This window comes from Ruegeria sp. K5 (assembly GCF_056531805.1).
Genome location: NZ_JBQFML010000013.1, coordinates 1 through 21310 on the forward strand (window position 1 = coordinate 1; position 21310 = coordinate 21310).

Sequence of the window (21310 nt, forward strand, 5' to 3'; positions counted from 1 at the left end):
CGGAGGAGCGTTCTGGAAGTGGTGCGGGCCGGAAGCCCGCCCTACTTCGGACCAACCCGTAGGCCGGGCTCCAGCCCGGCACACGCAACAACAAATGCCCGGACTACCGGGGACAACAAGGGCAATGATGCCCCAAGGAGAGCGCCTGACACGCATCGGGTGCCAGACAAAGCAAAACGCGAAAGAAGGAACTGAAAAATGCGTCACGCACGTGGTTACCGCCGACTGAACCGTACTCATGAGCACCGCAAGGCGCTGTTTGCGAACATGGCTGGCTCGCTCATCGAGCATGAGCAAATCAAAACAACTCTGCCCAAGGCAAAAGAACTGCGCCCGATCATCGAAAAGCTGGTCACTCTGGGCAAGCGCGGCGACCTGCACGCCCGCCGTCAGGCCGCAGCACAGTTGAAAGAAGACAAAGACGTCGCCAAGCTGTTCGAAGTTCTGGGCCCCCGCTACGCCGAGCGTCAGGGCGGTTATGTCCGCATCCTGAAAGCTGGCTTCCGCTATGGTGACATGGCGCCGATGGCGATCATCGAATTCGTTGATCGTGACGTCGATGCCAAAGGCGCGGCCGACAAGGCCCGCGTTGCTGCCGAAGAGGCCGCAGAAGAATAAGTCGATCCGACGATCTGACTGTCAGACCCCTGCGTCCCGGACGTGGGGGTTTTCTTTTTCCCGAACGCGGTCACGGATGCCGCGCTTGCATTACCGGCCCGGTGGCCGCATATCCTACGGGTCTCTGAAGATTGAGGTCGGAATGCTGCGCGCGACAGTTTTAGCTTTCTCCATTTTGTCGGCATCACTTGCCACGGCGGAAACACGGGTTCCGCAGTCCCAGGCTGACATCAGTCTGGGTTTTGCCCCGGTCGTCAAACAAGCCGCCCCGGCGGTTGTGAACATCTATGCCAAGATCGTCCGGCAGGGGCGCACCAACCCGTTGTTCTCGGACCCGTTCTTTCAGGATTTCTTTGGTGGCGGCTTTGGCACCCCGCAGCCGCGAGTGCAAAACTCGCTGGGTTCGGGCGTGATCCTGTCCGATAACGGCTATGTGGTGTCGAATTACCATGTTGTGGGCTCGGCGACCGAAATCCGCGTGGTGACAACCGACCGGCGTGAGTTTTCGGCGACGGTTGTTCTGGGGCATGAGGAAAGCGACATCGCCATTCTGCGGCTAGAGGATGCGTCTGACCTGCCTTACCTGAACCTGCGGGACTCGGATCAGGTTGAGGTGGGAGAGCTTGCGCTGGCCATCGGTAACCCGTTCGGGGTCGGGCAGACGGTGTCGTCGGGCATCATCTCGGGTCTGGCGCGGACCGGGACCGCCACGGGCAATGCGCGGGGGTATTTCATTCAGACCGACGCGGCGATCAATCCGGGCAATTCGGGCGGTGCGCTGATTGATGTGAATGGCGATCTGATCGGGATCAATACCTCGATCCTGACCCGCTCGGGCGGGTCAAACGGGATCGGCTTTGCCATTCCGGCCAATCTGGTGGCCGAGTTTCTGCGGCAGGCGCAGGCCGGCAATGACAGTTTCGTCAGCCCCTGGGCGGGGATCACTGGCCAGCATATGAGCGCTGATATCGCCGAGTCGCTGGGTCTGGCCATCCCATTGGGCGTGGTGATTTCAGATCTGCATGACCTTAGCCCACTGGCCGAGGCCGGTCTGAGGGTCGGCGATGTGGTGACGCACGTGGACGGGGATGAGGTGAACTCTCCCGCCGAGATGAAATTCCGCATGTCCGTTGCCGGGGTTGGTGGAACCTCGGTTCTGACCCGGTTGCGCGGCGAGGATCGCGATGACGTGGAAGTGGCCCTGATCAAAGCGCCTGAAACACCTGCCGCTGAAGAAACCACTCTGGACGACCGTACGGTGCTGCCCGAATTGAAGGTATCAGGGGTCAACCCGGCGGTTATCACAAGGCTGGGGCTGCGCCTGACGCAGACCGGGGTCGTGGTCATTGATCCCGGGCCATATGGTGCCCGCGCCGGACTGCGCACCGGGGACGTTCTGGACGCGATCAACGGTGCCGCCATTGAACGACCGCGCGACGTTGTGCAAGCACTGACCGATCCCAGCCGTCGGGTGCAGATGACGATCCAGCGCGGCGGTCGCACCCTGTCACTGCGGTTCCGGCTGTAACGTCATGAGCGACCTGTTCGACACTGGCGCGACCGAGCCTGCACCGGCCCCTCATCGCCCTTTGGCGGATCGGCTGCGCCCGCAAACGCTGGCCGAGGTGATCGGGCAGCAGCAGGTGTTGGGACCGGATGCGCCCTTGGGCGTCATGCTGGCCTCGGGCAGCCTGTCCAGCCTGATTTTCTGGGGGCCGCCGGGTGTTGGCAAGACAACGATCGCTCGACTTCTGGCGCAGGAAACCGATCTGCATTTCGTTCAGATCAGCGCGATTTTCACCGGCGTTCCGGACCTGAAGAAGGTGTTCGAGGCGGCAAAGATCCGACGTCAGAACGGGCAGGGTACTTTGCTTTTCGTGGATGAGATCCATCGCTTCAACAAAGCCCAGCAGGACGGGTTCCTGCCGCATATGGAGGATGGCACCATCCTGTTGGTCGGGGCAACGACCGAGAACCCGTCCTTCGAGTTGAACGCCGCTGTGCTCAGCCGGTCGCAGGTGTTGGTGCTGGAGCGTCTGAGCCTTTTCGATCTGGAGCGTCTTGCCCAACGGGCCGAGAAGGAACTGGGCAAAACCTTACCTCTGACACCGGCGGCACGCGATGCGTTGCAGGAAATGGCCGACGGCGACGGACGTGCCTTGTTGAACCTGATTGAACAGGTGGCTGCCTGGAAGGTCGATGCACCGCTGGACCCGGATGCGCTGTCGACGCGTTTGATGCGCCGCGCGGCCAAGTACGACAAGTCGGGGGACGAACATTACAACCTGATTTCGGCCCTGCATAAATCGGTGCGCGGCTCAGACCCTGATGCTGCCTTATATTGGTTTGCCCGGATGCTGACCGGCGGCGAGGACCCGCGCTATCTGGCGCGGCGCATCACCCGTATGGCGGTCGAGGATATCGGGCTGGCCGACCCGCAAGCGCAGGCGATTTGTTTGCAGTCGTGGGAAACCTACGAACGGCTCGGCTCGCCCGAGGGAGAGTTGGCGCTGGCGCAGGCGCTGGTCTATCTGGCGCTGGCCCCGAAATCGAACGGGGCCTATGTGGGCTACAAGGCGGCGATGCGGCTGGCCAAGCAATCGGGCAGCGAGCCGCCGCCCAAACACATCCTGAATGCGCCGACGTCGTTGATGAAGGATCAGGGTTACGGCGCAGGTTACGCTTATGATCATGATGCCGAAGATGGTTTTTCAGGCCAGAACTACTTTCCCGAGACGATGAAACGGCCCGTTCTGTATCAACCGGTCGAGCGCGGGTTCGAGCGTGAGTTGAAGAAACGACTGGATTACTTTGCCAAGCTGCGGTCGCAGCGAAACAGCGGGTAACGCAGGGTCAGGTCCGCTGCTGCCGTGGCGTCACAGGAGACAGGTGGCGCAACTCGGGTTTCCCTTGGGTCAGTGACTGCAAGGGAGGACGCGTCATGCCCGTATCAATCGAAAAATCCGAGGATGTCTGGACCGTCATTCATGACCGGCCCGAGGCCCGCAATGCAGTGGATGCCGATCACGCGAAGGCCTTGGCCGATGCCTTTCTGGAGTTTGAGCATAGCGACGCCAAGGTGGCGGTGTTCTGGGGCAAAGGCGGCAATTTCTGCGCAGGGTGGGACCTGAAGATGGCCGCAACCCTGGCCGATCCGGAACTGGGTGAAGCGTATTACGAGAGACACGGCTTTCCCATAGGATCAGCCCCGTCGACATTGGGGCCAATGGGGCCATCGCGTCTGGAATTGTCGAAACCGGTGATCGGTGCGATAGAGGGGGCCGCCGTGGCGGGCGGGATGGAGCTTGCCTTGTGGTGCGATATCAGGGTGATGGCCGAAACCGCTTATCAAGGTGTCTTTTGCCGCCGCTGGGGCGTGACCCTGATGGATGGCGGGACAGTCCGCCTGCCGCGTCTGGTCGGGCAGGGCAAGGCGCTGGAAATCGCGCTGACCGGGCGCAAGGTCGAGGCCGAGGAATGCTATCGCATCGGGCTGGCCGAGAAGGTTGTGCCCCATGGCGAGGCGCGGGCCGCTGCCGAGGCCATGGCCCATGACATCGCGCGTTTCCCGCAAGAGGCGGTGCGGGCTGACCGACGCTCGATCATCGAAACGCGCGGGATGTCTGTGCGCGATGGGCTGAAGCTCGAATGGGCCAACGGGTTGGAAGCGATCCGCCGCGAAGGCACCGCAGGCGCGGGGCGGTTCCGGGACGGGGCCGGGCGGCACGGAGATTTCCGGAACATCTGACGGGCCGCTGATTGCTTGACTCTTGCGCCGTTGCGGGCGACAGACGCGCATGTTTTCTAGGACACTGGCAATAGCGCAATCCGGGCGGGTCAGCCGCGCGGCGCAAGGGGCAATGGCATGAGTGGCGTACAGATGATTACGGTCGCAGACGGCGACGGAGATCAACGGGTAGACCGCTGGCTGCGCCGCCTGTTCCCGCATGTCAGCCAGGGGCGCATCGAAAAGATGTGCCGCAAGGGCGAGTTGCGCGTGGATGGCAGCCGGGCCAAAGCCTCGACCCGGTTAGAGGTGGGGCAGGTCGTGCGCGTGCCACCCTTACCCGACGCGGATCACAAACCAGCCGAGGTCAAGCGGAGCGTGTCCGACGCGGATGCGAAGATGATCCAGTCCTGCGTGATTTACCGCGACGATCATGTTCTGGCACTGAACAAGCCGCATGGCCTGCCGGTGCAGGGCGGCAGCGGCCAGACACGTCATGTGGACAGCCTGTCCGAAGCGTTGCGCTTTGGCTATGACGAAAACCCGCGTCTGGTGCATCGTCTGGACAAGGACACATCCGGTGTTCTGCTGCTGGCGCGGACGCGCGAGGCCGCCAAAGGGCTGACCGCCGCCTTCCGGCACCGCGACACGCGCAAGATCTATTGGGCCTTGGTCGCAGGTGTGCCCACGCCTTATCTGGGAGAGATCAAGACCGGTCTGGTCAAGGCCGCAGGCCATGGCAAGCAGGGCGAGGGCGAGAAGATGATCCCGGTGCATATGGGCGACATCGACAGCACGCCGGGTGCAAAACGCGCCCATACGCATTACGCAACGCTCTACCGTGTGGCGGGGCGCGCCGCCTGGGTGGCAATGGAGCCGATCACTGGCCGGACCCACCAACTGCGCGCCCATATGGCCGCGATTGGGCATCCGATCATCGGGGATGGGAAATACGGCGGATCGGGTCAGGAAAACCTCGGCGATGGCTGGGGCGCGCAATTGGGTGGGATCATCAGCAAGAAGCTGCACCTGCACGCGCGGCGTGCGTCTTTTCAGCACCCGATGACGCGCAAACCGATCACCATCGAAGCGCCCCTGCCTGAGCATATGAAGCACAGTTGGGACACGTTCGGCTGGACCGAAGACCTTGCCGCCGACGACCCGTTTGAGGAGCTGCAATGAGCGCACCCCTGCGGCTGGTTCTGTTCGATGTCGATGGCACTCTGGTCGACAGTCAGGGCAGCATCGTCCATTGCATGACCGCCAGTTTTCAGGCGGCTTCGGTTGTTGTCCCGCCCCGAGAGGCGATTCTGTCGATCGTCGGCCTGTCCCTGCCACAGGCCATTGCGCGGCTGGCGCCGGATCAGTCCGACGCGGTGCAGGCGCAATTGGTCGAGGGCTACAAGCAAGCCTTCCACGCCCACCGGCTGGACCTGGGTGCCGCCAGTTCGCCGCTGTATCCTGGTGCGCGCGCGGCGATTGAAGCCCTGTATGCGGTGCCCGAAATCCTTTTGGGTGTCGCAACCGGCAAATCTCAGCGCGGTCTGGACGCGTTGATCGAGGCGCATGGGCTGGAGCGTTACTTTGTGACCCGGCAGGTGGCCGATCATCACCCGTCAAAACCGCATCCTTCGATGGTGCAGACCGCGTTGGCGGAAACCGGCGTCGAGGCGGCGAACGCGGTGATGATCGGGGATACCAGCTATGACATGGACATGGCCGCCGCTGCCGGAGTTGCCGGGATCGGTGTGTCCTGGGGTTATCACGATTCATCAGCGCTGACCTCTGCCACCTGTATGATCGAAACCTTCGACCAGTTGCCCCGCGCGCTGGACACGATTTGGACCTGAGACATGAGCGATTGGAAACCGAAACGCTTCTGGACAAACAGCACCGTGGTCGAGGCCGAGGGTGGCCACACGGTCGAATTGGATGGTCGCCGGGTCAAGACCCCGGCCAAAGCGGCGTTGATCCTGCCGACACATGCGATGGCTCAGGCCGTGGCTGCCGAATGGGAGGCACAGGAAAAAGAGGTGGACCCTGCCACCATGCCCTTCACCCGCTCGGCCAATGCCGCCATCGACAAGGTGCGCATTCAGCACGGCGAAGTGGCGGATATGCTGGCGGATTACGGCGACTCTGATCTGCTGTGCTACCGCGCCACGCACCCGCAAGAGCTGCAGATGCGTCAGGCCACGGAATGGGACCCGGCGCTGGACTGGGCCGCTGAACATTTGTCAGCCCGGTTGATCCCCGTCGCGGGTGTCCTGCACAAGCCGCAATCGCCAGAGGCGTTGCAGCATCTGCGCGCCCGCGTGCATGACATGGATGCGTTCCAGCTGGCGGCGTTCCACGATCTGGTCAGCCTGTCCGGGTCCTTGGTCCTGGGCTTTGCTGCGGCCATGAACTGGCGCAATCCGGACGAGATATGGCGCATTTCGCGTCTGGATGAGGACTGGCAAATCGAGCAATGGGGCCACGACGACGAGGCCCATGCAGCCAGTGAGGTAAAGAAAGCCGCCTTTCTGCACGCCAAGAGGTTCTTCGACCTGTCAGTTTGATCCGTCACAACCTGATTTTTGGGCGTAAGTGCATGAACCAGCGGGCCAGATCCATCGTTTTCACTGATCCGGCCCTTGACGTTTGTTTATGATTGCGCCCAAACTCATGCCCACTAAAGGGGAGACACCTTTGGGGTAACCTTACCGGCATCCACTTGCCGGACAGAGCCGCCTTTCAAAGGGCGGAAAATCAGGAAGAGGTAAAAATGAAAAAATCCGTAATCTTGGGCGCGGCAACAGTTGCCGGTCTGGCCGCAAGCGCAGCAGTGGCGGGTACCATTGACGACGTCAAGGCGCGTGGGACTCTGAACTGTGGTGTGACCACCGGTCTGGTTGGCTTTGCGGCACCCGACGCGAATGGTGAATGGCAGGGCTTTGACGTTTCGCTATGCCGTGCTGTAGCTGCTGCTGTTCTAGGCGATGCGAACGCTGTTGAATTCGTTCCGACCACCGGCAAGACTCGCTTTACCGCGCTGGCGTCTGGCGAAATCGACATGCTGGCCCGGAACACCACCTGGACCTTCAGCCGTGACGTTGACCTGAAGTTCGAATTCACCGGTGTGAACTACTATGACGGTCAGGGCTTTATGGTTCCAAAGGCACTGGGCGTCAGCTCGGCCAAGGAACTGGACGGCGCAACTGTCTGCATCCAAACTGGCACCACCACCGAGCTGAACCTGGCTGATTTCTTCCGTGCCAACAACATCAGCTACGAGCCGGTTCCGATCGAAACCAACGCAGAAGCGCAGCAGCAGTATCTGGCTGGCGCATGTGACGTTTACACCACCGACGCTTCGGGCCTGGCCGCGACACGTGCTACGTTCGAAAATCCCGGTGATCACGTCCTGCTGCCCGAAATCATCTCGAAAGAGCCGCTGGGCCCGTTGGTCCGTCACGGCGATCACGAGTGGGGCGATGTTGTCCGCTGGACCCTGAACGCGCTAATCTCGGCTGAAGAACTGGGGGTGACCTCGGCCAATATCGACGAACTGTCGAGCGGCACTGACAACCCGGAAGTGAACCGTCTGCTGGGCACCGAAGGTACCCTGGGCGAAATGCTGGGTCTGGACGCTGACTGGGCTGCTAAGGCGATCAAAGCCGGTGGTAACTACGGCGAAGTGTTTGCCAAAAACATCGGTGAAGAAACTCCGATCGGTCTGGCACGCGGCCTTAACGCTCAGTGGACCGAAGGCGGCCTGCTGTACTCGCCGCCGTTCCGCTAAGTCATCAACGGGAGAGGGCGCAGGGCAACCTGCGCCCTCTTCTACTATAACTGCTGTGGACAGAAACGGAGCGGGGACAACCTCGCCGGGGTAAAAACAGTCCACAAGCTACGGGGATCCCAAAACATGTCGACTATGACTGACCCACCGAAAGCTGATTTTCGGTTGTCTATGCTCATAAACGATACCCGCTACAGATCGCTGACCTTTCAGGTGATTGCGGCCATCGTTATTGCGCTATCCATCTGGTATCTTGGCAATAACCTGATCCAGAATCTTCGAGCCGCAGGGCTCAATATTTCTTATACCTTTCTTGGCGACTCAGCCGGGTATGACATCAACCAGCGACTGATAGAATATGACAGCCAATCCTCGCATGGACGCGCGGCGATTGTTGGTATTCTCAATACGCTTCTGGTCGCGTTCCTGGCCTGTATCACTGCCACGGTGTTTGGTGTGATCGCGGGGGTTCTGCGACTGTCCAACAACTGGCTCGTGTCGAAACTGATGGCGGTTTATGTCGAGATCTTCCGGAACATCCCGGTTCTGATCTGGATCATCATCATCTTTACGATCATGACGGCCGTGCTGCCGGGGCCAAGGGCGTTCCGGGGCGAAGACCCGTCTTCGACCATGCTGTTCGATGCGTTCGCATTCACCAACCGGGGTGTCTATATCCCGCGGCCCGAATTCACCAACGGGCTGTTTGGCGCGACAATTTTGAACTGGCTACTCGTGATTGCCGGTCTGGTGGGATCGTGGTTCGCTGCGCACGAAGTCGAAAAACGCGCCACGCTGAAACAAGAACAGACTGGCGAGCGCCCCCAGACGTTCATGATCAAACTGGCCATCTGGCTGGGTCCGCTTGTCGTTCTGATGGTTCTGATGGGCCTGACCTGGGACATCCCCGAATTGAAGGGTTTCAACTTCAGCGGTGGTATCAAGGTCGGTGGCCCGCTGATCGCCCTGTGGTTCGCGCTGTCGATCTACACTGGTGCCTTTATCGCTGAAAACGTGCGGGCGGGTATTCAGGCGATCTCGAAAGGTCAGACCGAGGCTGCTGCGGCCCTTGGCCTGCGTCCGGGTCGGATCATGAACCTGGTGGTTCTGCCTCAGGCGTTGCGGGTGATCATCCCGCCGCTGATTTCGCAGTACCTCAACATCACCAAGAACTCGTCGCTGGCCATTGCCGTGGGATATGCAGATATCACCGCGACCTTGGGTGGTATCACGCTAAACCAGACCGGTCGCGCGATTGAGTGTGTTCTGCTGCTGATGCTGTTCTACCTGACGGCGTCGCTGACGATCTCGATGGTGATGAACATCTACAACGCATCCGTCAAGTTGAAGGAGCGCTGAGCCATGGCCGATCAATCAACAAATCCGATCGCCTTTGTGGCCGACGGGACAATCCCGCCCTCGCCACCGCCTGCAAACCAGACGGGTGCCATCAAATGGCTGCGCGAGAACCTGTTTTCGGGCGTCACCAACACCATCCTGACACTGCTGTCGCTGGTCCTGATCTATCTGTTGCTGAAGAACATCCTGCCATGGATGCTCAACGGGGTCTGGAATGCAAACTCGCTGGCGGAATGCCGCGAGATTCTGGCGGGCAAGACCGGGGCCTGTTTCGCGGTTCTGACGGAACGCTGGCCGCAGCTGATCTATGGGTTCAAATACCCGGCTGAAGCTTACTGGCGCCCGAATCTGGCCTTTGTGCTGATGCTGGTGGCGTTTGCTCCGGTGCTGTTCTTCGATCTGCCGCGCAAGCTGCTGATCTTTACCGGCCTGTACCCGTTCATCGCTTTCTGGCTGATCTGGGGGGGCACGATCCTTGCGCCACTGGTTGCGCTGGTGGGCTGTGTGGCAGCAGGTGCCGTTTTCCAGAAACTGGGCAAAAACAGCTTTGCCGCCGGGTTCTTCGGCGCGATTGTCGTAGCGCTGATCATATGGAATGTCGGCGGGGCGCTGATCCCGGAAGGTGCGTCAGAAAACGCCTGGCTTTCGGCTGTTCCCAGCCGTGACCTGGGTGGCTTCATGCTGAACATGATGCTGGGCGTGACCTGTGTGTCGCTGTCGGTGCCGCTGGGCATTGCCCTGGCGCTGGGCCGTCAGTCCAACATGCCGCTGATCAAGTGGGTCTGCGTTATCTTCATCGAATTCATCCGTGGCGTGCCTCTGATCACGCTGCTGTTCGTGGCTTCGGTGATGCTGGCCTATTTTTTCCCGCCTGACAGCACGGTCGACCTGTTCCTGCGCGTTGTGATCATGATCACCATGTTCTCGGCCGCCTATATCGCCGAGGTGATCCGCGGCGGCCTGGCCGCGCTTCCACGTGGGCAGTACGAAGCAGCAGACAGTCTGGGCCTTGATTACCCGCAGGCGATGCGGCTGATCATCCTGCCGCAGGCTCTGAAGATCTCGATCCCCGGTATCGTCAACGTGGCCGTGGGCCTGTTCAAGGACACCACACTGGTTTCGGTCATCTCGATGTTCGATCTGGTGGGCATGATCCGGGGTCCGATCCTGGCGTCAACCGAATGGAACGGCGTCTATTGGGAGCTTCTGGGCTTTGCCGCGCTTCTGTTCTTCGTCGTCTGTTACGGCATCTCTCAATATTCCCAGTGGCTCGAGCGTCGCCTTGCCACGGATCATCGTTAAGGAGTTCAACACATGTCTGAACTTGCAGTAGAACGCGAAATCGACCGCTCGAAAATGCAGGTGAGCGACGAGGTCGCCATCGAAATCAACAACATGAACAAGTGGTACGGGTCCTTCCACGTGCTGCGTGACATCAATCTGACCGTCAATCAGGGCGAGCGGATCGTGATCGCGGGGCCGTCGGGGTCGGGTAAGTCCACCCTGATCCGCTGCCTGAACGCGCTGGAAGAACACCAGCAAGGCAAGATCGTGGTGGACGGGATCGAGCTGTCGAATGACCTGAAAAACATCGACAAGATCCGGTCCGAGGTTGGCATGGTGTTCCAGCACTTCAACCTGTTCCCACACCTGACCATTCTGGAAAACTGCACGCTGGCCCCGATCTGGGTGCGCAAGACGCCCAAGAAAGAGGCCGAAGAGCGTGCGATGCATTTCCTCGAAAAGGTGAAGATTCCGGAACAGGCCGACAAGTATCCCGGTATGCTGTCCGGTGGTCAGCAGCAGCGTGTGGCGATTGCGCGAAGCCTGTGCATGATGCCGCGGATCATGTTGTTCGATGAACCGACCTCGGCGCTGGACCCGGAGATGATCAAAGAGGTGCTCGACACCATGATCGAACTGGCCGAGGAAGGCATGACCATGCTGTGTGTGACGCATGAGATGGGCTTTGCCCGTCAGGTCGCCAACCGCGTGATCTTTATGGATGCCGGTCAGATCGTGGAACAGAACGAACCGGAAGAATTCTTCAACAATCCGCAGAGCGAGCGGACCAAGCTGTTCCTCAGCCAGATCCTGGGGCACTGAACCGGATCAGATTTTGGAAAGGCGGGGTTATGCCCCGCCTTTTTCTATTCCAGCAACTCGCGCGGAATGGTGAACCCCAATACCGCCCCGCTGCGCCATGTTACATCTGCCCAGTTTGTGATGTCGAACCGAATAACCGCTGTCGCACAGGTGGGGTAATCGTAGAACCTGGCGTGATCGGGGCCGTGCCGCACGATGTGCTGCGCGAAACCCGCGATGCCCGGATTGTGCCCCAGCATCAGCACCGTTTCCCCTATTGCGCCTGACAGGACGGTCAGCATCTCGTCTGGCCCGGCATGAAAAAGGGTGCGGGTAAAGCCGACCGTTTCAGCCGACAGGCCCATCCTGTCCCATGTCTCGCGCGTCCGGGCTGAGGTGGAGCTGATGACCTCATCCGGTAGCCACCGGTTTTCGCGCAGCCATCCGGCAATCGCCGGGGCCGACTTGCGCCCGCGTTTGTTCAGCGGGCGGTCGTGATCGTCAAGCGCTGGATAATCCCAACTGGATTTTGCGTGACGGGTCAGGATCAGAGTGCGGGTCATGACGGGTGGAACGCTTTCATATGGTGGGCGGACTGTTCCGGGTCGCGGCCCGCGCCGCTGCTAAGTGGGCAGGCCACCCGGGCAAGGCATCCGCCGGTCAAGCAGCTTTGCCCTTCGGGCGTATTCAGATGGTCATGGCAGGCATCGACGCTGTAAAAGGCTTCGGCATTCAGCGCCCCGACCGGGCAGGCCGTCGTGCAGGGGGCCGGGCAGGTAAGGCAGGGCGAGGCGGCGTTGACCTCGGGGATGTCGAATTCCTGCACAAAATGCAGCGCGCCACGGTACGAGATCATCATGCCGACCGTGTCATGAACCAATGCGCCAACCGGGCTGCTGAAGGTGCGTCCGGATTTCAGCGCCCAGTCGATGAACGGGGCGTAAGGCGGTCCACCGAATGGGAAATGGGCCTCTGCGCCCAGTGACTGTGCCATCCCGCCGATGACACGCCTGGACCAACGGTCCACCGGATCAGGACCCTGCCATTCGGGAGACGCTTTCAAAACCGGCCAAAAAGCCGAACCCGCCCCGAGTAAGACCAGAGTCCCCCCGTCCAGCCCTTTGGCACCGCTGATCCGTGGATGGGTCGCACCCATGACGATCAGACCCGCTTGATGCGCAACGCGCCCCACCCAGCCAAAGCTGATTGCCGCCATGTAAGAGGAGGGTGGGGGATATCCGGTCATCTCTCCTCCGCAGATTGGATCAGTCGGGCCGGATCAGCGAACCCGCGCCGTGCTCGGTGAACAGCTCCAGCAGGACCGCATTGGGTGCGCGCCCGTCCAGAATGACCACGGCCCGCACGCCGCTGTGCAGCGCGTCCAGCGCCGTTTCGGTCTTGGGGATCATGCCGCCCGCAATGGTGCCGTCCATCGTCATCTCGCGGATTTGACCGGCTTTCAACTCGGTCACAACCTCACCACCTGCGTTTTTCACACCGGATACATCGGTGAGCAGCAGCAGGCGATCCGCTTTCAACGCCGATGCAATCGCCCCGGCTGCGGTGTCGCCGTTGATGTTAAAGGTTTCGCCATTCTTGCCCGCACCCAGAGGTGCAATCACCGGAATCACATCATGTGAGAACAGATCGTGCAGAATTTTCGGGTTCATCTCGGACGGCGATCCGACAAACCCAAGCGACGGATCGGCCTGATCGCAGACAATCAGGTTGGCATCCTTTCCGGAGAGCCCCACGGCACTGCCACCCTGACCGTTGATCGCCTGCACGATGCGTTTGTTCACAAGGCCGGACAGCACCATCTCGACCACCTCAACGGTGGGTTTGTCAGTGACGCGCTTGCCGTTCACGAACTCGGACTGGATGTCCAACTGACCCAGCATCGCGTTGATCATCGGTCCGCCGCCATGCACGATCACCGGGTTCACACCCACCTGCCGCATCAAAACCACGTCGCGGGCAAAGCTCTCCATCGCTTCGTCACTGCCCATGGCGTGACCGCCCAGCTTGATGACGACGATGGCCCCGTCATAGCGCTGCAGATAGGGCAGGGCGCTGTTCAAGGTGGCGGCGGTGGCGATCCAATCCCGGTTCATGTCACGTGTCTTCATGGCTAAGTCCCTCTGGCGTTCCGTGTTAGGAGGTTTGCACGGCGCTGCCAAGGGCCAAGCTATTCCAGATGTGCAATGATCGAGCGCAGGGTGGGAATTCCGTCGCCTTTCTCGGACGAGGTCAGCACGATTTCAGGGAAGGCAGCGGGGTGTTTGGACAGCGCAGCGCGCACTTGATCCAGAACCTTCTGACGGTCGTTGGCTTTGACCTTGTCGGCCTTGGTCATGACGCATTGAAAAGTCACGGCGCTGGTGTCCAGCAGCTTCATGATCTCGGCGTCGACCGGCTTCACCCCATGGCGCGAATCGATCAGCACAAAGGCGCGGCGCAGGGTCTGGCGGCCGCTGAGATATTGCTTGAGCAGCCGTTGCCATTTCTCCACCACCTTGACCGGCGCGTTGGCGTAGCCATAGCCGGGCAGGTCCACCAGATACAGTTCCGGGCCTTGGGTGAAAAAGTTGATTTCCTGCGTGCGGCCGGGCGTGTTCGACGCGCGCGCCAAACCCTTGGTGCCGGTCAACGCGTTGATCAGGCTGGACTTGCCCACGTTGGAACGCCCGGCAAAGCAGACCTCAAGCCGGTCGGGGGCGGGCAGGCCGTTCATGGCAACGACCCCTTTGACAAATTCCGAAGGCCCGGCGAACAGCTTGCGCCCACGCTCTTGCGCGAACTCGTCCGGGTCTTCGGCAAGCGGGAAGGGCAGCGATGTCATAGCAGGTTAACCTTATCGTCAAGGCGGATCTCGCCGCCCTGAATGACCTCGGCATAGACGCCGAAATCCTGATGATCCCAACTGTTGAGCGCGCCCAGGGTATCTGCGTCCCGCTCACCCGTTTCGGGATTGGCTGTTGTCGCCAGACAGCGGGTGATGCGTTCGCGAATGTGGAATACGGCCTGACCGATCTGCACGTCGCGACCCAGCCAGTCGAATTCTTCCCACAGGGGCAGGCCCTCGAACCAGATATTGCCGCGCCAGCGCTTGGGCGACAGTTCGCGGCCCAGTTTCTGTTCGACCGCGCGATGCGAGGCCATATTGCACAGGCTGATCGAGGGGTAGTCGCTGTCGGTCATGCCGCGCCCCGGTACCCGGACAATCCGGGCCGAAGCTGCGCGATCCGCAGGCATCAGCGGCTTGACCCAGTCCAGAAACACATCCTGCTGCGTATCGGGCGCGAAGCTCAGATCCGGGCGTTCGGGGTGATGCAAGGTGACGCGGTCCCCTTCCATCCGGGCCGAGATCGCCATCAGCTTGGGTGCCTTTGAACCACGGCTGAAATTGACGCAAGGCGCCCATTTGGTGCCATCGGTCTGCGCCGCCTCGTGCGCGACGGCCCAAACGCGATCCCCGGGCATGGTCTGCCCGGGGATTACTGTGACCTGATCCAGGGCTTCACGCCCATGGCTTTTGATCGGGTGCCGCCAAAGGGCTGAGACTGTCCCGCTCATTTTCCGTCCGTCTTGGGCGTCCGCTTGAAGCCGGACTTGATGTTGCCGAACACGTCAGGTTTGTAGCCCTGACTGCGCATGATCAGATATTGCTGGGTGAAGGTGATTGTGTTGTTCGCAATCCAGTAGACCACCAGCCCGCTGGCAAACCCGCCCAGCATGAACATAAAGACCCATGGCATCCACGCGAAGATCATCGCCTGCGTCGGATCGGTTGGGGCCGGGTTCAGCTTTTGCTGCAGCCACATCGAGATACCCAACAGCAGCGGCAGGATACCGATGAAGATCAGCGCCATGAAACTTTCGGGTGCAGGTCCCGCCCAGGGCAGCAAGCCGAAGAAGTTGAAGATCGAGGTCGGGTCCGGTGCGCTCAGGTCCTGGAACGGGCCGAACCATGGGGCCTGACGCAGTTCGATGGTGACAAAGATCACTTTATACAGCGAGAAGAAGATCGGGATCTGCATCAGGATCGGCAGACAGCCCGCAGCCGGGTTTACCTTTTCCTTTTTGTACAGTTCCATCATGCCCTGCTGCATCTTCTGACGGTCGTCGCCAGCGGCCTCTTTCAGGGCCTCCATCTGCGGCTGCAATTCCTTCATCTTCGCCATCGAGACGTAGGATTTGAACGCAAGCGGGAACAGGATCGCCTTGATGATCAGGGTCAGACCGATGATCGACCAACCCATATTGCCGATCAGCACATTGATGTTGTGCAGCAGCCAGAAGATCGGCTTGGTCAGGAAGTAGAACCAGCCCCAATCGATGCTGTCGATGAACTTCTGCACGCCTTCCGCCTGATATTCGCGAATGGTGTCCCATTCCTTGGCACCGGCAAACAGCTGCGTCGTCACCTGCTCGGTCGCGCCAGGCGCGACGGTCAGGGTGGGTAGCACGGTTTCGGTTTGGTAGATCTTGCGGCGGGCGTCGTATTTGGCGGCTGCCTTGAACGTTGCGCCTTCTGCCGGGATCAGCGTGGTCATCCAATAGTGATCGGTAAATCCGACCCAACCGCCTTCCTTGACCTGAAACACCTCGGCCTGCGCGCGCTCGTTGGGGTCGATGTCGAAGTCCCGCACATCGCCATAGTCGATTTCATCCAGAACGCCGTCGGCCATGACCATGACGCCTTCGTGCAGGATGAAGAAGTTCTTGAGGCCGGGAAGGTCGCCATCTTCGCCAATGCCGTGCCGCGCCAGAATGCCATAGGGGGCCATGCTGACCTCGGCTGCGGTGGTGTTTTCAACCGATTGGGTCACCGAGAACATGTAGTTTTCGTCGACCGAGACGGTGCGGCGGAAGGTCAGGCCGTTGCCATTGTCCCAGGCCAGCGTGATCGGAGTGTCCACGCCCAATGTCTCGCCCTGCTCAAGCGTCCAGAGGGTGTTGGGGCCGGGGACATCCGTGCCGCTCACGCCCGAGCCCGGAGCCCAGCCATAAAGCGCGTAATAGGCCGAGTCTGATCCCACCGGGGCCAGCAACTCGACAATGGGCGCGCCGTCTTCGATGGAAACCTTGTAGTCTTTCAGGAACAGCTCATCGATGCGCCCGCCCGACAGCGAAAGGCTGCCTTTCAGGCGCGGGGTGTCAATCGCGACCCGCGGGGCCTGTTCTTCGGGCAGTGTCTCTTCGGTGGCGGCGGTCGCTTCGCCCACAGCACCGGTCGCTGTTGCGCTGGGTGTCTGAATCTCGGACTCTTGGGTGGCGGCGATCTCGGTCTGATCGGTGGCAGGTGTGGGTTCCGGCGGGGGGAACAGCACGAACCAGACCAGGATCACGAGAAAGCTGAGCGCGGTTGCGAGGATGAGATTCTTGTTCTGATCGTCCATCTGGGACAGCCACCTTGAGCAGTGAAAGACACCCGCAGGGTTCAACAGAGTGCAGGCCCAAAGGTCAAGCGGAATCGGTTGTTATTTCGTCACGGCAGGGGTCTGATCGGCCTAAAGTTCGCCTTATGACCCCGTTTGGCGCCCAATCTTCGGAACACCGTTGACCTTGTTGCCATGTGCGGCAATCCAGTCCAGCGTTTTTTCAAACGGCATGGGCTTTCCGATCCCGAACCCTTGAACGTGATCGCAGCCCAGTTGTGCCATCAGGGCATGTTCACCCGGTGTCTCGACGCCCTCGGCCAGAGTTTCCACTTTCAGCCGTTCGGCCATGGTCAGGATCGCGCTGGCCAGTTGCTGTTGGCTTGGGTCCTGATCGGATTTCGCGACAAAGGATCGATCGATCTTGATCCGGGACACGTGGAACCGTTTGATCGACGCGATCGAGGCATGGCCGGTGCCGAAATCATCCAGATCAATGCAGCATCCCAGCGCCGCAAGGCCGGTGACGTTGCGGGTGATCACATCGTCCGGTCGGCGGGAAAACACGGTTTCCAGAACCTCGACAGCAAGACGGTCCGGTGTCAGGTCAAACTGATCCAGTTCCCATTTGAGGCGGTCAATCAAACCGGGGTCGCGCAACTCGTCAGATGAAAAGTTGATGCCGATCCGGGGCACGATGACCCCGGCCTGATCCCAGTCGCGCATGGCCTGAAAGGCGTGGTGGCGGATGGCCTGACCAAAGCGTTCCATCAATTCGGCCTGTTCGGCAAAGGGCAGGAACACATGCGGCCCCAGCACGCCTTTTTGGGGATGTTCCCACCGGGCCAAAGCCTCAAACCCCGTGACGCGGCCTGTATCGGTCGAAACCTGCGGCTGGAACCACGGTCGGATTTCGCCGCCATTCAGGGCTGCGTCGAACTCTTTCCGCAGGTTGGTGCGAATGCGCGACCGGCGGCGGGTGTCCGAGGAAAAGGCGCGAATCGTTGAGGGGCCGTTTTGCTGTGCCTCGATCAAGGCGCTGATCGCGGCCTCTTTCCAGTTTTCGGCTGCACCGTCCGCCTCTCGTGAACTCAGGCAGAAGCCGATAGAACAGGACGCATAGATACCTGTGCCATTCAGCATGACAGGGTCTTCGACGGCGGATTGAATGCGCCCTGACATCTGGATACAGGCCTCAAGGTCCAAATGTTGCGACGGGCGCAGGGCGATCAGGATCTTGTTTTCGCCCAGACGTGTTGCAATATCCTGGCCACGGATCATCGACAGGACGCGCGCGCAGACCTGTTCCATGATATGGTTGGCCGCTGCCTGCCCGTGCAGATCAAGGATCTGCGTGTGGTCATCCAGCGCGATGGCAAGGCAGGCCGACACATCGCCGCTTTGTTTTGAACGATCAAATATCCCGCTCAGTTCAATGTCGAACCGATCATTGGCCAGCAGACCGCCCGAGTGTTGCCCGCGCCCGGCTTTCGCCTCAAGCGTGCTGGCCCCAGCGATCAGCAGCGGAAGGCCAAGTGCTGTTGCAACCAAAGCACGCTCACCCCCGATCCAGAACGCACCAAGGCTGAGAGCGGGGACAAATGCCAAAGCGGAAGAGCTGTTCAGAAGGGACGTCAGGCTACGCGCCAGACGGTCAAGTGAAGGTCGGTTCCGCATCGGTCTTTTGGCCCCTGGCAGTGATCGCACGGGCCAACCGTAGGAAATCAGTCTGAGTCAGTCGTTAACGCAACCGAGGAATTTCATCCGAATTTTCGGCTTTTTCGTCCGGTTTCAGCGCAAGATTGGCGAAATCGAACAGTTTCGGGTCCAAAAGATGCGAGGGGCGGGCATTGGTCAGGGCGCGGAACATCACCTGACGGCGACCGGGGCTGTTCTTTTCCCATTGGTCGAGAATCTGTTTGACCTGCTGGCGTTGCAACCCGTCCTGACTGCCGCACAGATCGCAGGGGATGATCGGGTAACGCATGGCGTTGGCGAATTTCTCGCAATCCGCTTCGGCCACATGGGCGAGGGGGCGATAGACGAACAGGTCACCTTCTTCATTCACCAGTTTCGGCGGCATGGTCGCCAGACGCCCACCGTGGAACAGGTTCATGAAGAAGGTCTCAAGAATATCGTCGCGATGATGGCCCAGCACCACGGCCGAGCATCCCTCTTCGCGGGCAATACGGTACAGGTTGCCGCGGCGCAGGCGCGAGCATAGCGCGCAATAGGTGCGCCCCTGCGGGACCTTGTCCATGACGACGGAATAGGTGTCCTGATACTCGATCCGATGGGGTACGCCCATACGCTCCAGAAACTCGGGCAGGACGGTTGCGGGAAAGCCGGGTTGGCCCTGATCCAGATTGCAGGCCAGCAGATCCACGGGCAACAGGCCGCGCCATTTCAGCTCATACAGAACCGCCAGCAGCGTATAGCTGTCCTTGCCGCCCGACAGGCAGACCAGCCAGCGGGGCGGCTTGCGGTCCTTGTCATGCGCGGTCGGGTCCACCATGTCATACTGCTCGATCGCTTCGCGCGTCTGGCGCACGATGCGCTTGCGCAGCTTCTTGAACTCGGTGGTCGAGGGCGCGCCGGCGAATAGCGGGTGGATATCGTCTGCATCATCAAACATGGGCCGTGGTTACAGCGGACCGTTGGTCCGGGCAAGGTGTTGCGCGTTCGTCGGTTTGGGAAACCACCCCGATTATGCTATCTTCGCGGGATTTGGAGTTGGAGCTAGTAATGGACTATTTTTTCTCGGTCCGCGGGCGCAGCGGAGATCACTATTTGAACAAACTGGGCACAGCGCGGTATCTGGCGATTCCGTCGAACGTGAAGACACCGGCCCGAAAACACGAAGTTCCGGTGTCGCAATGGGTCGGAAAAGTTCAGGACGAGGCCGGTGCGACGGATGATGAAAAGGGCAACATCGTCATCTTTGTGCACGGCTTCAACACCGAACAGTACGAGATGCTGGAGCGGCACCGGAAAATCCGCAAGGGGCTGGAGGCGCATGGCTTCAAAGGCGTGCTTGTCAGCTTTGACTGGCCCAGTGACGGATCGGTACTGGGTTACAGTTCCGACCGGGCCGACGCGCGGCGCTCGGCAGACAAGCTGTTTACCCATGGGATCAGACGTCTGTCGCGCATGCAGACGCCGGATTGCCGATACAACATCCATGTGTTGGCCCATTCCATGGGGACGTTTCTGGTGCGCGAGGCGATGGACTTTGCCGATGATGACCACGAAATCGCACAACACAGCTGGATGACCAGCCAGATCGCTTTCGTCGCGGCGGATGTGTCGGCAAAGTCGTTCCGGGATGGCAGTTCCAAAACCTCGTCCCTGATGCGCCACTGCACACGGCTGACATGCTATTACAGCCCCTTTGATGAGGTGCTGTCGGTGTCCGAGGTCAAACGGGTCGGCGTGTCGCGCAGGCTGGGGCGTGTCGGCATGCCGGACGATCATCCGGAAAAGGCCGTGAACCTGTATTGCGGCGCGTATTTCAAAGACAATCGCGATGACTATCCGGACGGCCCATCGGCCACCCATAGCTGGTACTTCGATTCGTCGCGGTTCTATGAAGACCTGCACCACACATTGACGGGCAAACTGGACCGCGAAGTCATTCCGACCCGAAAGTTCACTGACCGGGGCAATCTGGCGCTGTTCTAGTCGGGCGGTTTGGTGGTCTTTTCGGGCACCGGGTCATAGCCATCGCCGCCCCAGGGGTGGCACCGGCCAATGCGACGCGCGGCGAGCAATGCGCCTTTGATCGGGCCATGCTTTTCAAGCGCTTCCAGCGCATAGGCCGAGCAGGTCGGTTGATAGCGGCAGTTGAATCCGACCCATGGGCTGAAGATCAGCCGGTATGCCCGGATTGGCAGCGCGATGATATGGGAGAGAAAGGTCACTTGCGCGGCGCATGTATTTTGCGCAGCGCGTATCGCAGATCATCCAGCAACGCCGCGAATGGGCGATCTGCCGTGACATTGGCGCGGCCGATCAGAACGTAATCCCACCCGTCCTGTCCATGTTGTGGCAAAACGGCCCTTGCAGCCTCGCGCAAGCGCCGTTTGGCGCGGTTGCGTGCAACAGCGTTGCCCACTTTCTTGGAACAGGTGAACCCAACGCGCAGCCCCGGGGCTTCGTCAGGTGCGCGCTTGCGGGCCTGCACCATCATCGACGACGTGCCCTGTCGGCGCGCGCGTGCCGCTTTCAGGAAATCCGATCGGGTTTTGAGAACCGTCAGAGATACAGGCGCGCAAACGGACGCCGCCGGGGGCGTTTCCCGGGGGTGGTTTCTACCATCCTCAGGGGCCTCCGGCGGCGTCATGTTCACAACCTGAT

22 protein-coding genes are annotated in these 21310 nt (G+C 60.5%); 12 read left to right on the forward strand and 10 right to left on the reverse strand.

Annotated elements, in window-relative coordinates; genetic code table 11:
• Window positions 1-198 precede the first annotated feature (198 nt).
• The 11 genes from rplQ (at window position 199) to ACR0MO_RS20005 (ending at window position 11594) form a co-directional block, all read left to right on the forward strand.
• The gene (gene rplQ, locus ACR0MO_RS19955) at window positions 199-618 is read left to right on the forward strand and encodes a 50S ribosomal protein L17 (protein WP_170334079.1); all 420 of its coding nucleotides are present in this window, start codon (window positions 199-201) and stop codon (window positions 616-618) included.
• 142 nt (window positions 619-760) lie between these two features.
• Window positions 761-2146 (forward strand): trypsin-like peptidase domain-containing protein, encoded by a 1386-nt coding sequence (locus ACR0MO_RS19960; protein ID WP_480708736.1) that lies wholly within the window; start codon window positions 761-763, stop codon window positions 2144-2146.
• A gap of 4 nt (window positions 2147-2150) precedes the next feature.
• Window positions 2151-3464, forward strand: coding sequence for a replication-associated recombination protein A (locus tag ACR0MO_RS19965; protein WP_170624832.1), 1314 nt, complete (start codon window positions 2151-2153; stop codon window positions 3462-3464).
• A gap of 95 nt (window positions 3465-3559) precedes the next feature.
• Window positions 3560-4366, forward strand: coding sequence for a crotonase/enoyl-CoA hydratase family protein (locus tag ACR0MO_RS19970; protein ID WP_480780904.1), 807 nt, complete (start codon window positions 3560-3562; stop codon window positions 4364-4366).
• A 117-nt stretch (window positions 4367-4483) separates the two neighbouring features.
• Window positions 4484-5527: an RluA family pseudouridine synthase gene (locus ACR0MO_RS19975; RefSeq protein WP_170624830.1), complete on the forward strand. Its 1044-nt coding sequence runs from the start codon at window positions 4484-4486 to the stop codon at window positions 5525-5527.
• A complete protein-coding gene (locus tag ACR0MO_RS19980) occupies window positions 5524-6195 on the forward strand; it encodes an HAD-IA family hydrolase (protein WP_170456109.1) in 672 nt (223 codons plus the stop codon). Before ACR0MO_RS19975 ends, ACR0MO_RS19980 begins: the two co-directional genes overlap by 4 nt.
• 3 nt (window positions 6196-6198) lie before the next feature.
• Complete coding sequence (locus ACR0MO_RS19985) at window positions 6199-6906, forward strand: ATP12 family protein (RefSeq protein ID WP_170456107.1); 708 nt, start codon at window positions 6199-6201, stop codon at window positions 6904-6906.
• A 206-nt stretch (window positions 6907-7112) separates the two neighbouring features.
• Window positions 7113-8129, forward strand: a complete 1017-nt coding sequence (locus tag ACR0MO_RS19990) for an amino acid ABC transporter substrate-binding protein (RefSeq protein ID WP_170456105.1) — start codon at window positions 7113-7115, stop codon at window positions 8127-8129.
• A 126-nt stretch (window positions 8130-8255) separates the two neighbouring features.
• The gene (locus ACR0MO_RS19995) at window positions 8256-9488 is read left to right on the forward strand and encodes an amino acid ABC transporter permease (protein WP_480893052.1); all 1233 of its coding nucleotides are present in this window, start codon (window positions 8256-8258) and stop codon (window positions 9486-9488) included.
• 3 nt (window positions 9489-9491) lie between these two features.
• Window positions 9492-10790, forward strand: a complete 1299-nt coding sequence (locus tag ACR0MO_RS20000; RefSeq protein ID WP_170456101.1) for an amino acid ABC transporter permease — start codon at window positions 9492-9494, stop codon at window positions 10788-10790.
• A 12-nt stretch (window positions 10791-10802) separates the two neighbouring features.
• On the forward strand, window positions 10803-11594 hold the full coding sequence (locus ACR0MO_RS20005; protein ID WP_480583087.1) for an amino acid ABC transporter ATP-binding protein: 792 nt from the start codon (window positions 10803-10805) through the stop codon (window positions 11592-11594).
• A 44-nt stretch (window positions 11595-11638) separates the two neighbouring features.
• On the opposite strand, the gene ACR0MO_RS20010 is transcribed toward ACR0MO_RS20005, so the two are convergent.
• From ACR0MO_RS20010 to ttcA, 8 genes are all read right to left on the reverse strand, one after another.
• Window positions 11639-12136 carry a histidine phosphatase family protein gene (locus ACR0MO_RS20010; protein WP_170524935.1) on the reverse strand — a complete coding sequence of 166 codons (498 nt, stop codon included), beginning with the start codon at window positions 12134-12136 and terminating at the stop codon, window positions 11639-11641.
• Window positions 12133-12819 (reverse strand): ferredoxin, encoded by a 687-nt coding sequence (locus ACR0MO_RS20015; RefSeq protein WP_480893054.1) that lies wholly within the window; start codon window positions 12817-12819, stop codon window positions 12133-12135. Before ACR0MO_RS20015 ends, ACR0MO_RS20010 begins: the two co-directional genes overlap by 4 nt.
• Before the next feature lie 19 nt (window positions 12820-12838).
• Window positions 12839-13702: an acetylglutamate kinase gene (argB, locus tag ACR0MO_RS20020; protein ID WP_170456097.1), complete on the reverse strand. Its 864-nt coding sequence runs from the start codon at window positions 13700-13702 to the stop codon at window positions 12839-12841.
• Window positions 13703-13761: 59 nt separating this feature from the next.
• Complete coding sequence (yihA, locus tag ACR0MO_RS20025) at window positions 13762-14415, reverse strand: ribosome biogenesis GTP-binding protein YihA/YsxC (RefSeq protein ID WP_170456095.1); 654 nt, start codon at window positions 14413-14415, stop codon at window positions 13762-13764.
• Window positions 14412-15149: an MOSC domain-containing protein gene (locus tag ACR0MO_RS20030; protein WP_170456093.1), complete on the reverse strand. Its 738-nt coding sequence runs from the start codon at window positions 15147-15149 to the stop codon at window positions 14412-14414. The genes yihA and ACR0MO_RS20030 overlap by 4 nt, the downstream gene beginning before the upstream one ends.
• A complete protein-coding gene (gene yidC / locus ACR0MO_RS20035; RefSeq protein WP_170456091.1) occupies window positions 15146-16975 on the reverse strand; it encodes a membrane protein insertase YidC in 1830 nt (609 codons plus the stop codon). Before yidC ends, ACR0MO_RS20030 begins: the two co-directional genes overlap by 4 nt.
• Window positions 16976-17098: 123 nt before the next feature.
• Window positions 17099-18631 carry a putative bifunctional diguanylate cyclase/phosphodiesterase gene (locus tag ACR0MO_RS20040; RefSeq protein WP_480893056.1) on the reverse strand — a complete coding sequence of 511 codons (1533 nt, stop codon included), beginning with the start codon at window positions 18629-18631 and terminating at the stop codon, window positions 17099-17101.
• Window positions 18632-18695: 64 nt separating this feature from the next.
• Window positions 18696-19589, reverse strand: a complete 894-nt coding sequence (gene ttcA / locus ACR0MO_RS20045) for a tRNA 2-thiocytidine(32) synthetase TtcA (protein WP_480893057.1) — start codon at window positions 19587-19589, stop codon at window positions 18696-18698.
• Window positions 19590-19699: 110 nt separating this feature from the next.
• Between ttcA and ACR0MO_RS20050 the strand changes: the two genes are divergently transcribed.
• A complete protein-coding gene (locus ACR0MO_RS20050) occupies window positions 19700-20635 on the forward strand; it encodes an alpha/beta hydrolase (protein WP_480893058.1) in 936 nt (311 codons plus the stop codon).
• Here the strand turns inward: ACR0MO_RS20050 and yidD are convergent.
• Both yidD and rnpA read right to left on the reverse strand, forming a co-directional pair.
• Window positions 20632-20874 (reverse strand): membrane protein insertion efficiency factor YidD, encoded by a 243-nt coding sequence (yidD, locus tag ACR0MO_RS20055; RefSeq protein WP_480708722.1) that lies wholly within the window; start codon window positions 20872-20874, stop codon window positions 20632-20634. The genes ACR0MO_RS20050 and yidD overlap by 4 nt on opposite strands.
• Window positions 20871-21296, reverse strand: a complete 426-nt coding sequence (gene rnpA / locus ACR0MO_RS20060; RefSeq protein ID WP_170624821.1) for a ribonuclease P protein component — start codon at window positions 21294-21296, stop codon at window positions 20871-20873. The genes yidD and rnpA overlap by 4 nt, the downstream gene beginning before the upstream one ends.
• Window positions 21297-21310 lie beyond the last annotated feature (14 nt).

Bases quoted from the DNA above. Each gene is read 5' to 3' on its own strand.
- rplQ (WP_170334079.1), top strand. From the start codon at position 199: ATGCGTCACGCACGTGGTTACCGCCGACTGAACCGTACTCATGAGCAC.
- ACR0MO_RS19960 (WP_480708736.1), top strand. From the start codon at position 761: ATGCTGCGCGCGACAGTTTTAGCTTTCTCCATTTTGTCGGCATCACTT.
- ACR0MO_RS19965 (WP_170624832.1), top strand. From the start codon at position 2,151: ATGAGCGACCTGTTCGACACTGGCGCGACCGAGCCTGCACCGGCCCCT.
- ACR0MO_RS19970 (WP_480780904.1), top strand. From the start codon at position 3,560: ATGCCCGTATCAATCGAAAAATCCGAGGATGTCTGGACCGTCATTCAT.
- ACR0MO_RS19975 (WP_170624830.1), top strand. From the start codon at position 4,484: ATGAGTGGCGTACAGATGATTACGGTCGCAGACGGCGACGGAGATCAA.
- ACR0MO_RS19980 (WP_170456109.1), top strand. From the start codon at position 5,524: ATGAGCGCACCCCTGCGGCTGGTTCTGTTCGATGTCGATGGCACTCTG.
- ACR0MO_RS19985 (WP_170456107.1), top strand. From the start codon at position 6,199: ATGAGCGATTGGAAACCGAAACGCTTCTGGACAAACAGCACCGTGGTC.
- ACR0MO_RS19990 (WP_170456105.1), top strand. From the start codon at position 7,113: ATGAAAAAATCCGTAATCTTGGGCGCGGCAACAGTTGCCGGTCTGGCC.
- ACR0MO_RS19995 (WP_480893052.1), top strand. From the start codon at position 8,256: ATGTCGACTATGACTGACCCACCGAAAGCTGATTTTCGGTTGTCTATG.
- ACR0MO_RS20000 (WP_170456101.1), top strand. From the start codon at position 9,492: ATGGCCGATCAATCAACAAATCCGATCGCCTTTGTGGCCGACGGGACA.
- ACR0MO_RS20005 (WP_480583087.1), top strand. From the start codon at position 10,803: ATGTCTGAACTTGCAGTAGAACGCGAAATCGACCGCTCGAAAATGCAG.
- ACR0MO_RS20010 (WP_170524935.1), bottom strand. From the start codon at position 12,136: ATGACCCGCACTCTGATCCTGACCCGTCACGCAAAATCCAGTTGGGAT.
- ACR0MO_RS20015 (WP_480893054.1), bottom strand. From the start codon at position 12,819: ATGACCGGATATCCCCCACCCTCCTCTTACATGGCGGCAATCAGCTTT.
- argB (WP_170456097.1), bottom strand. From the start codon at position 13,702: ATGAAGACACGTGACATGAACCGGGATTGGATCGCCACCGCCGCCACC.
- yihA (WP_170456095.1), bottom strand. From the start codon at position 14,415: ATGACATCGCTGCCCTTCCCGCTTGCCGAAGACCCGGACGAGTTCGCG.
- ACR0MO_RS20030 (WP_170456093.1), bottom strand. From the start codon at position 15,149: ATGAGCGGGACAGTCTCAGCCCTTTGGCGGCACCCGATCAAAAGCCAT.
- yidC (WP_170456091.1), bottom strand. From the start codon at position 16,975: ATGGACGATCAGAACAAGAATCTCATCCTCGCAACCGCGCTCAGCTTT.
- ACR0MO_RS20040 (WP_480893056.1), bottom strand. From the start codon at position 18,631: ATGCGGAACCGACCTTCACTTGACCGTCTGGCGCGTAGCCTGACGTCC.
- ttcA (WP_480893057.1), bottom strand. From the start codon at position 19,589: ATGTTTGATGATGCAGACGATATCCACCCGCTATTCGCCGGCGCGCCC.
- ACR0MO_RS20050 (WP_480893058.1), top strand. From the start codon at position 19,700: ATGGACTATTTTTTCTCGGTCCGCGGGCGCAGCGGAGATCACTATTTG.
- rnpA (WP_170624821.1), bottom strand. From the start codon at position 21,296: ATGACGCCGCCGGAGGCCCCTGAGGATGGTAGAAACCACCCCCGGGAA.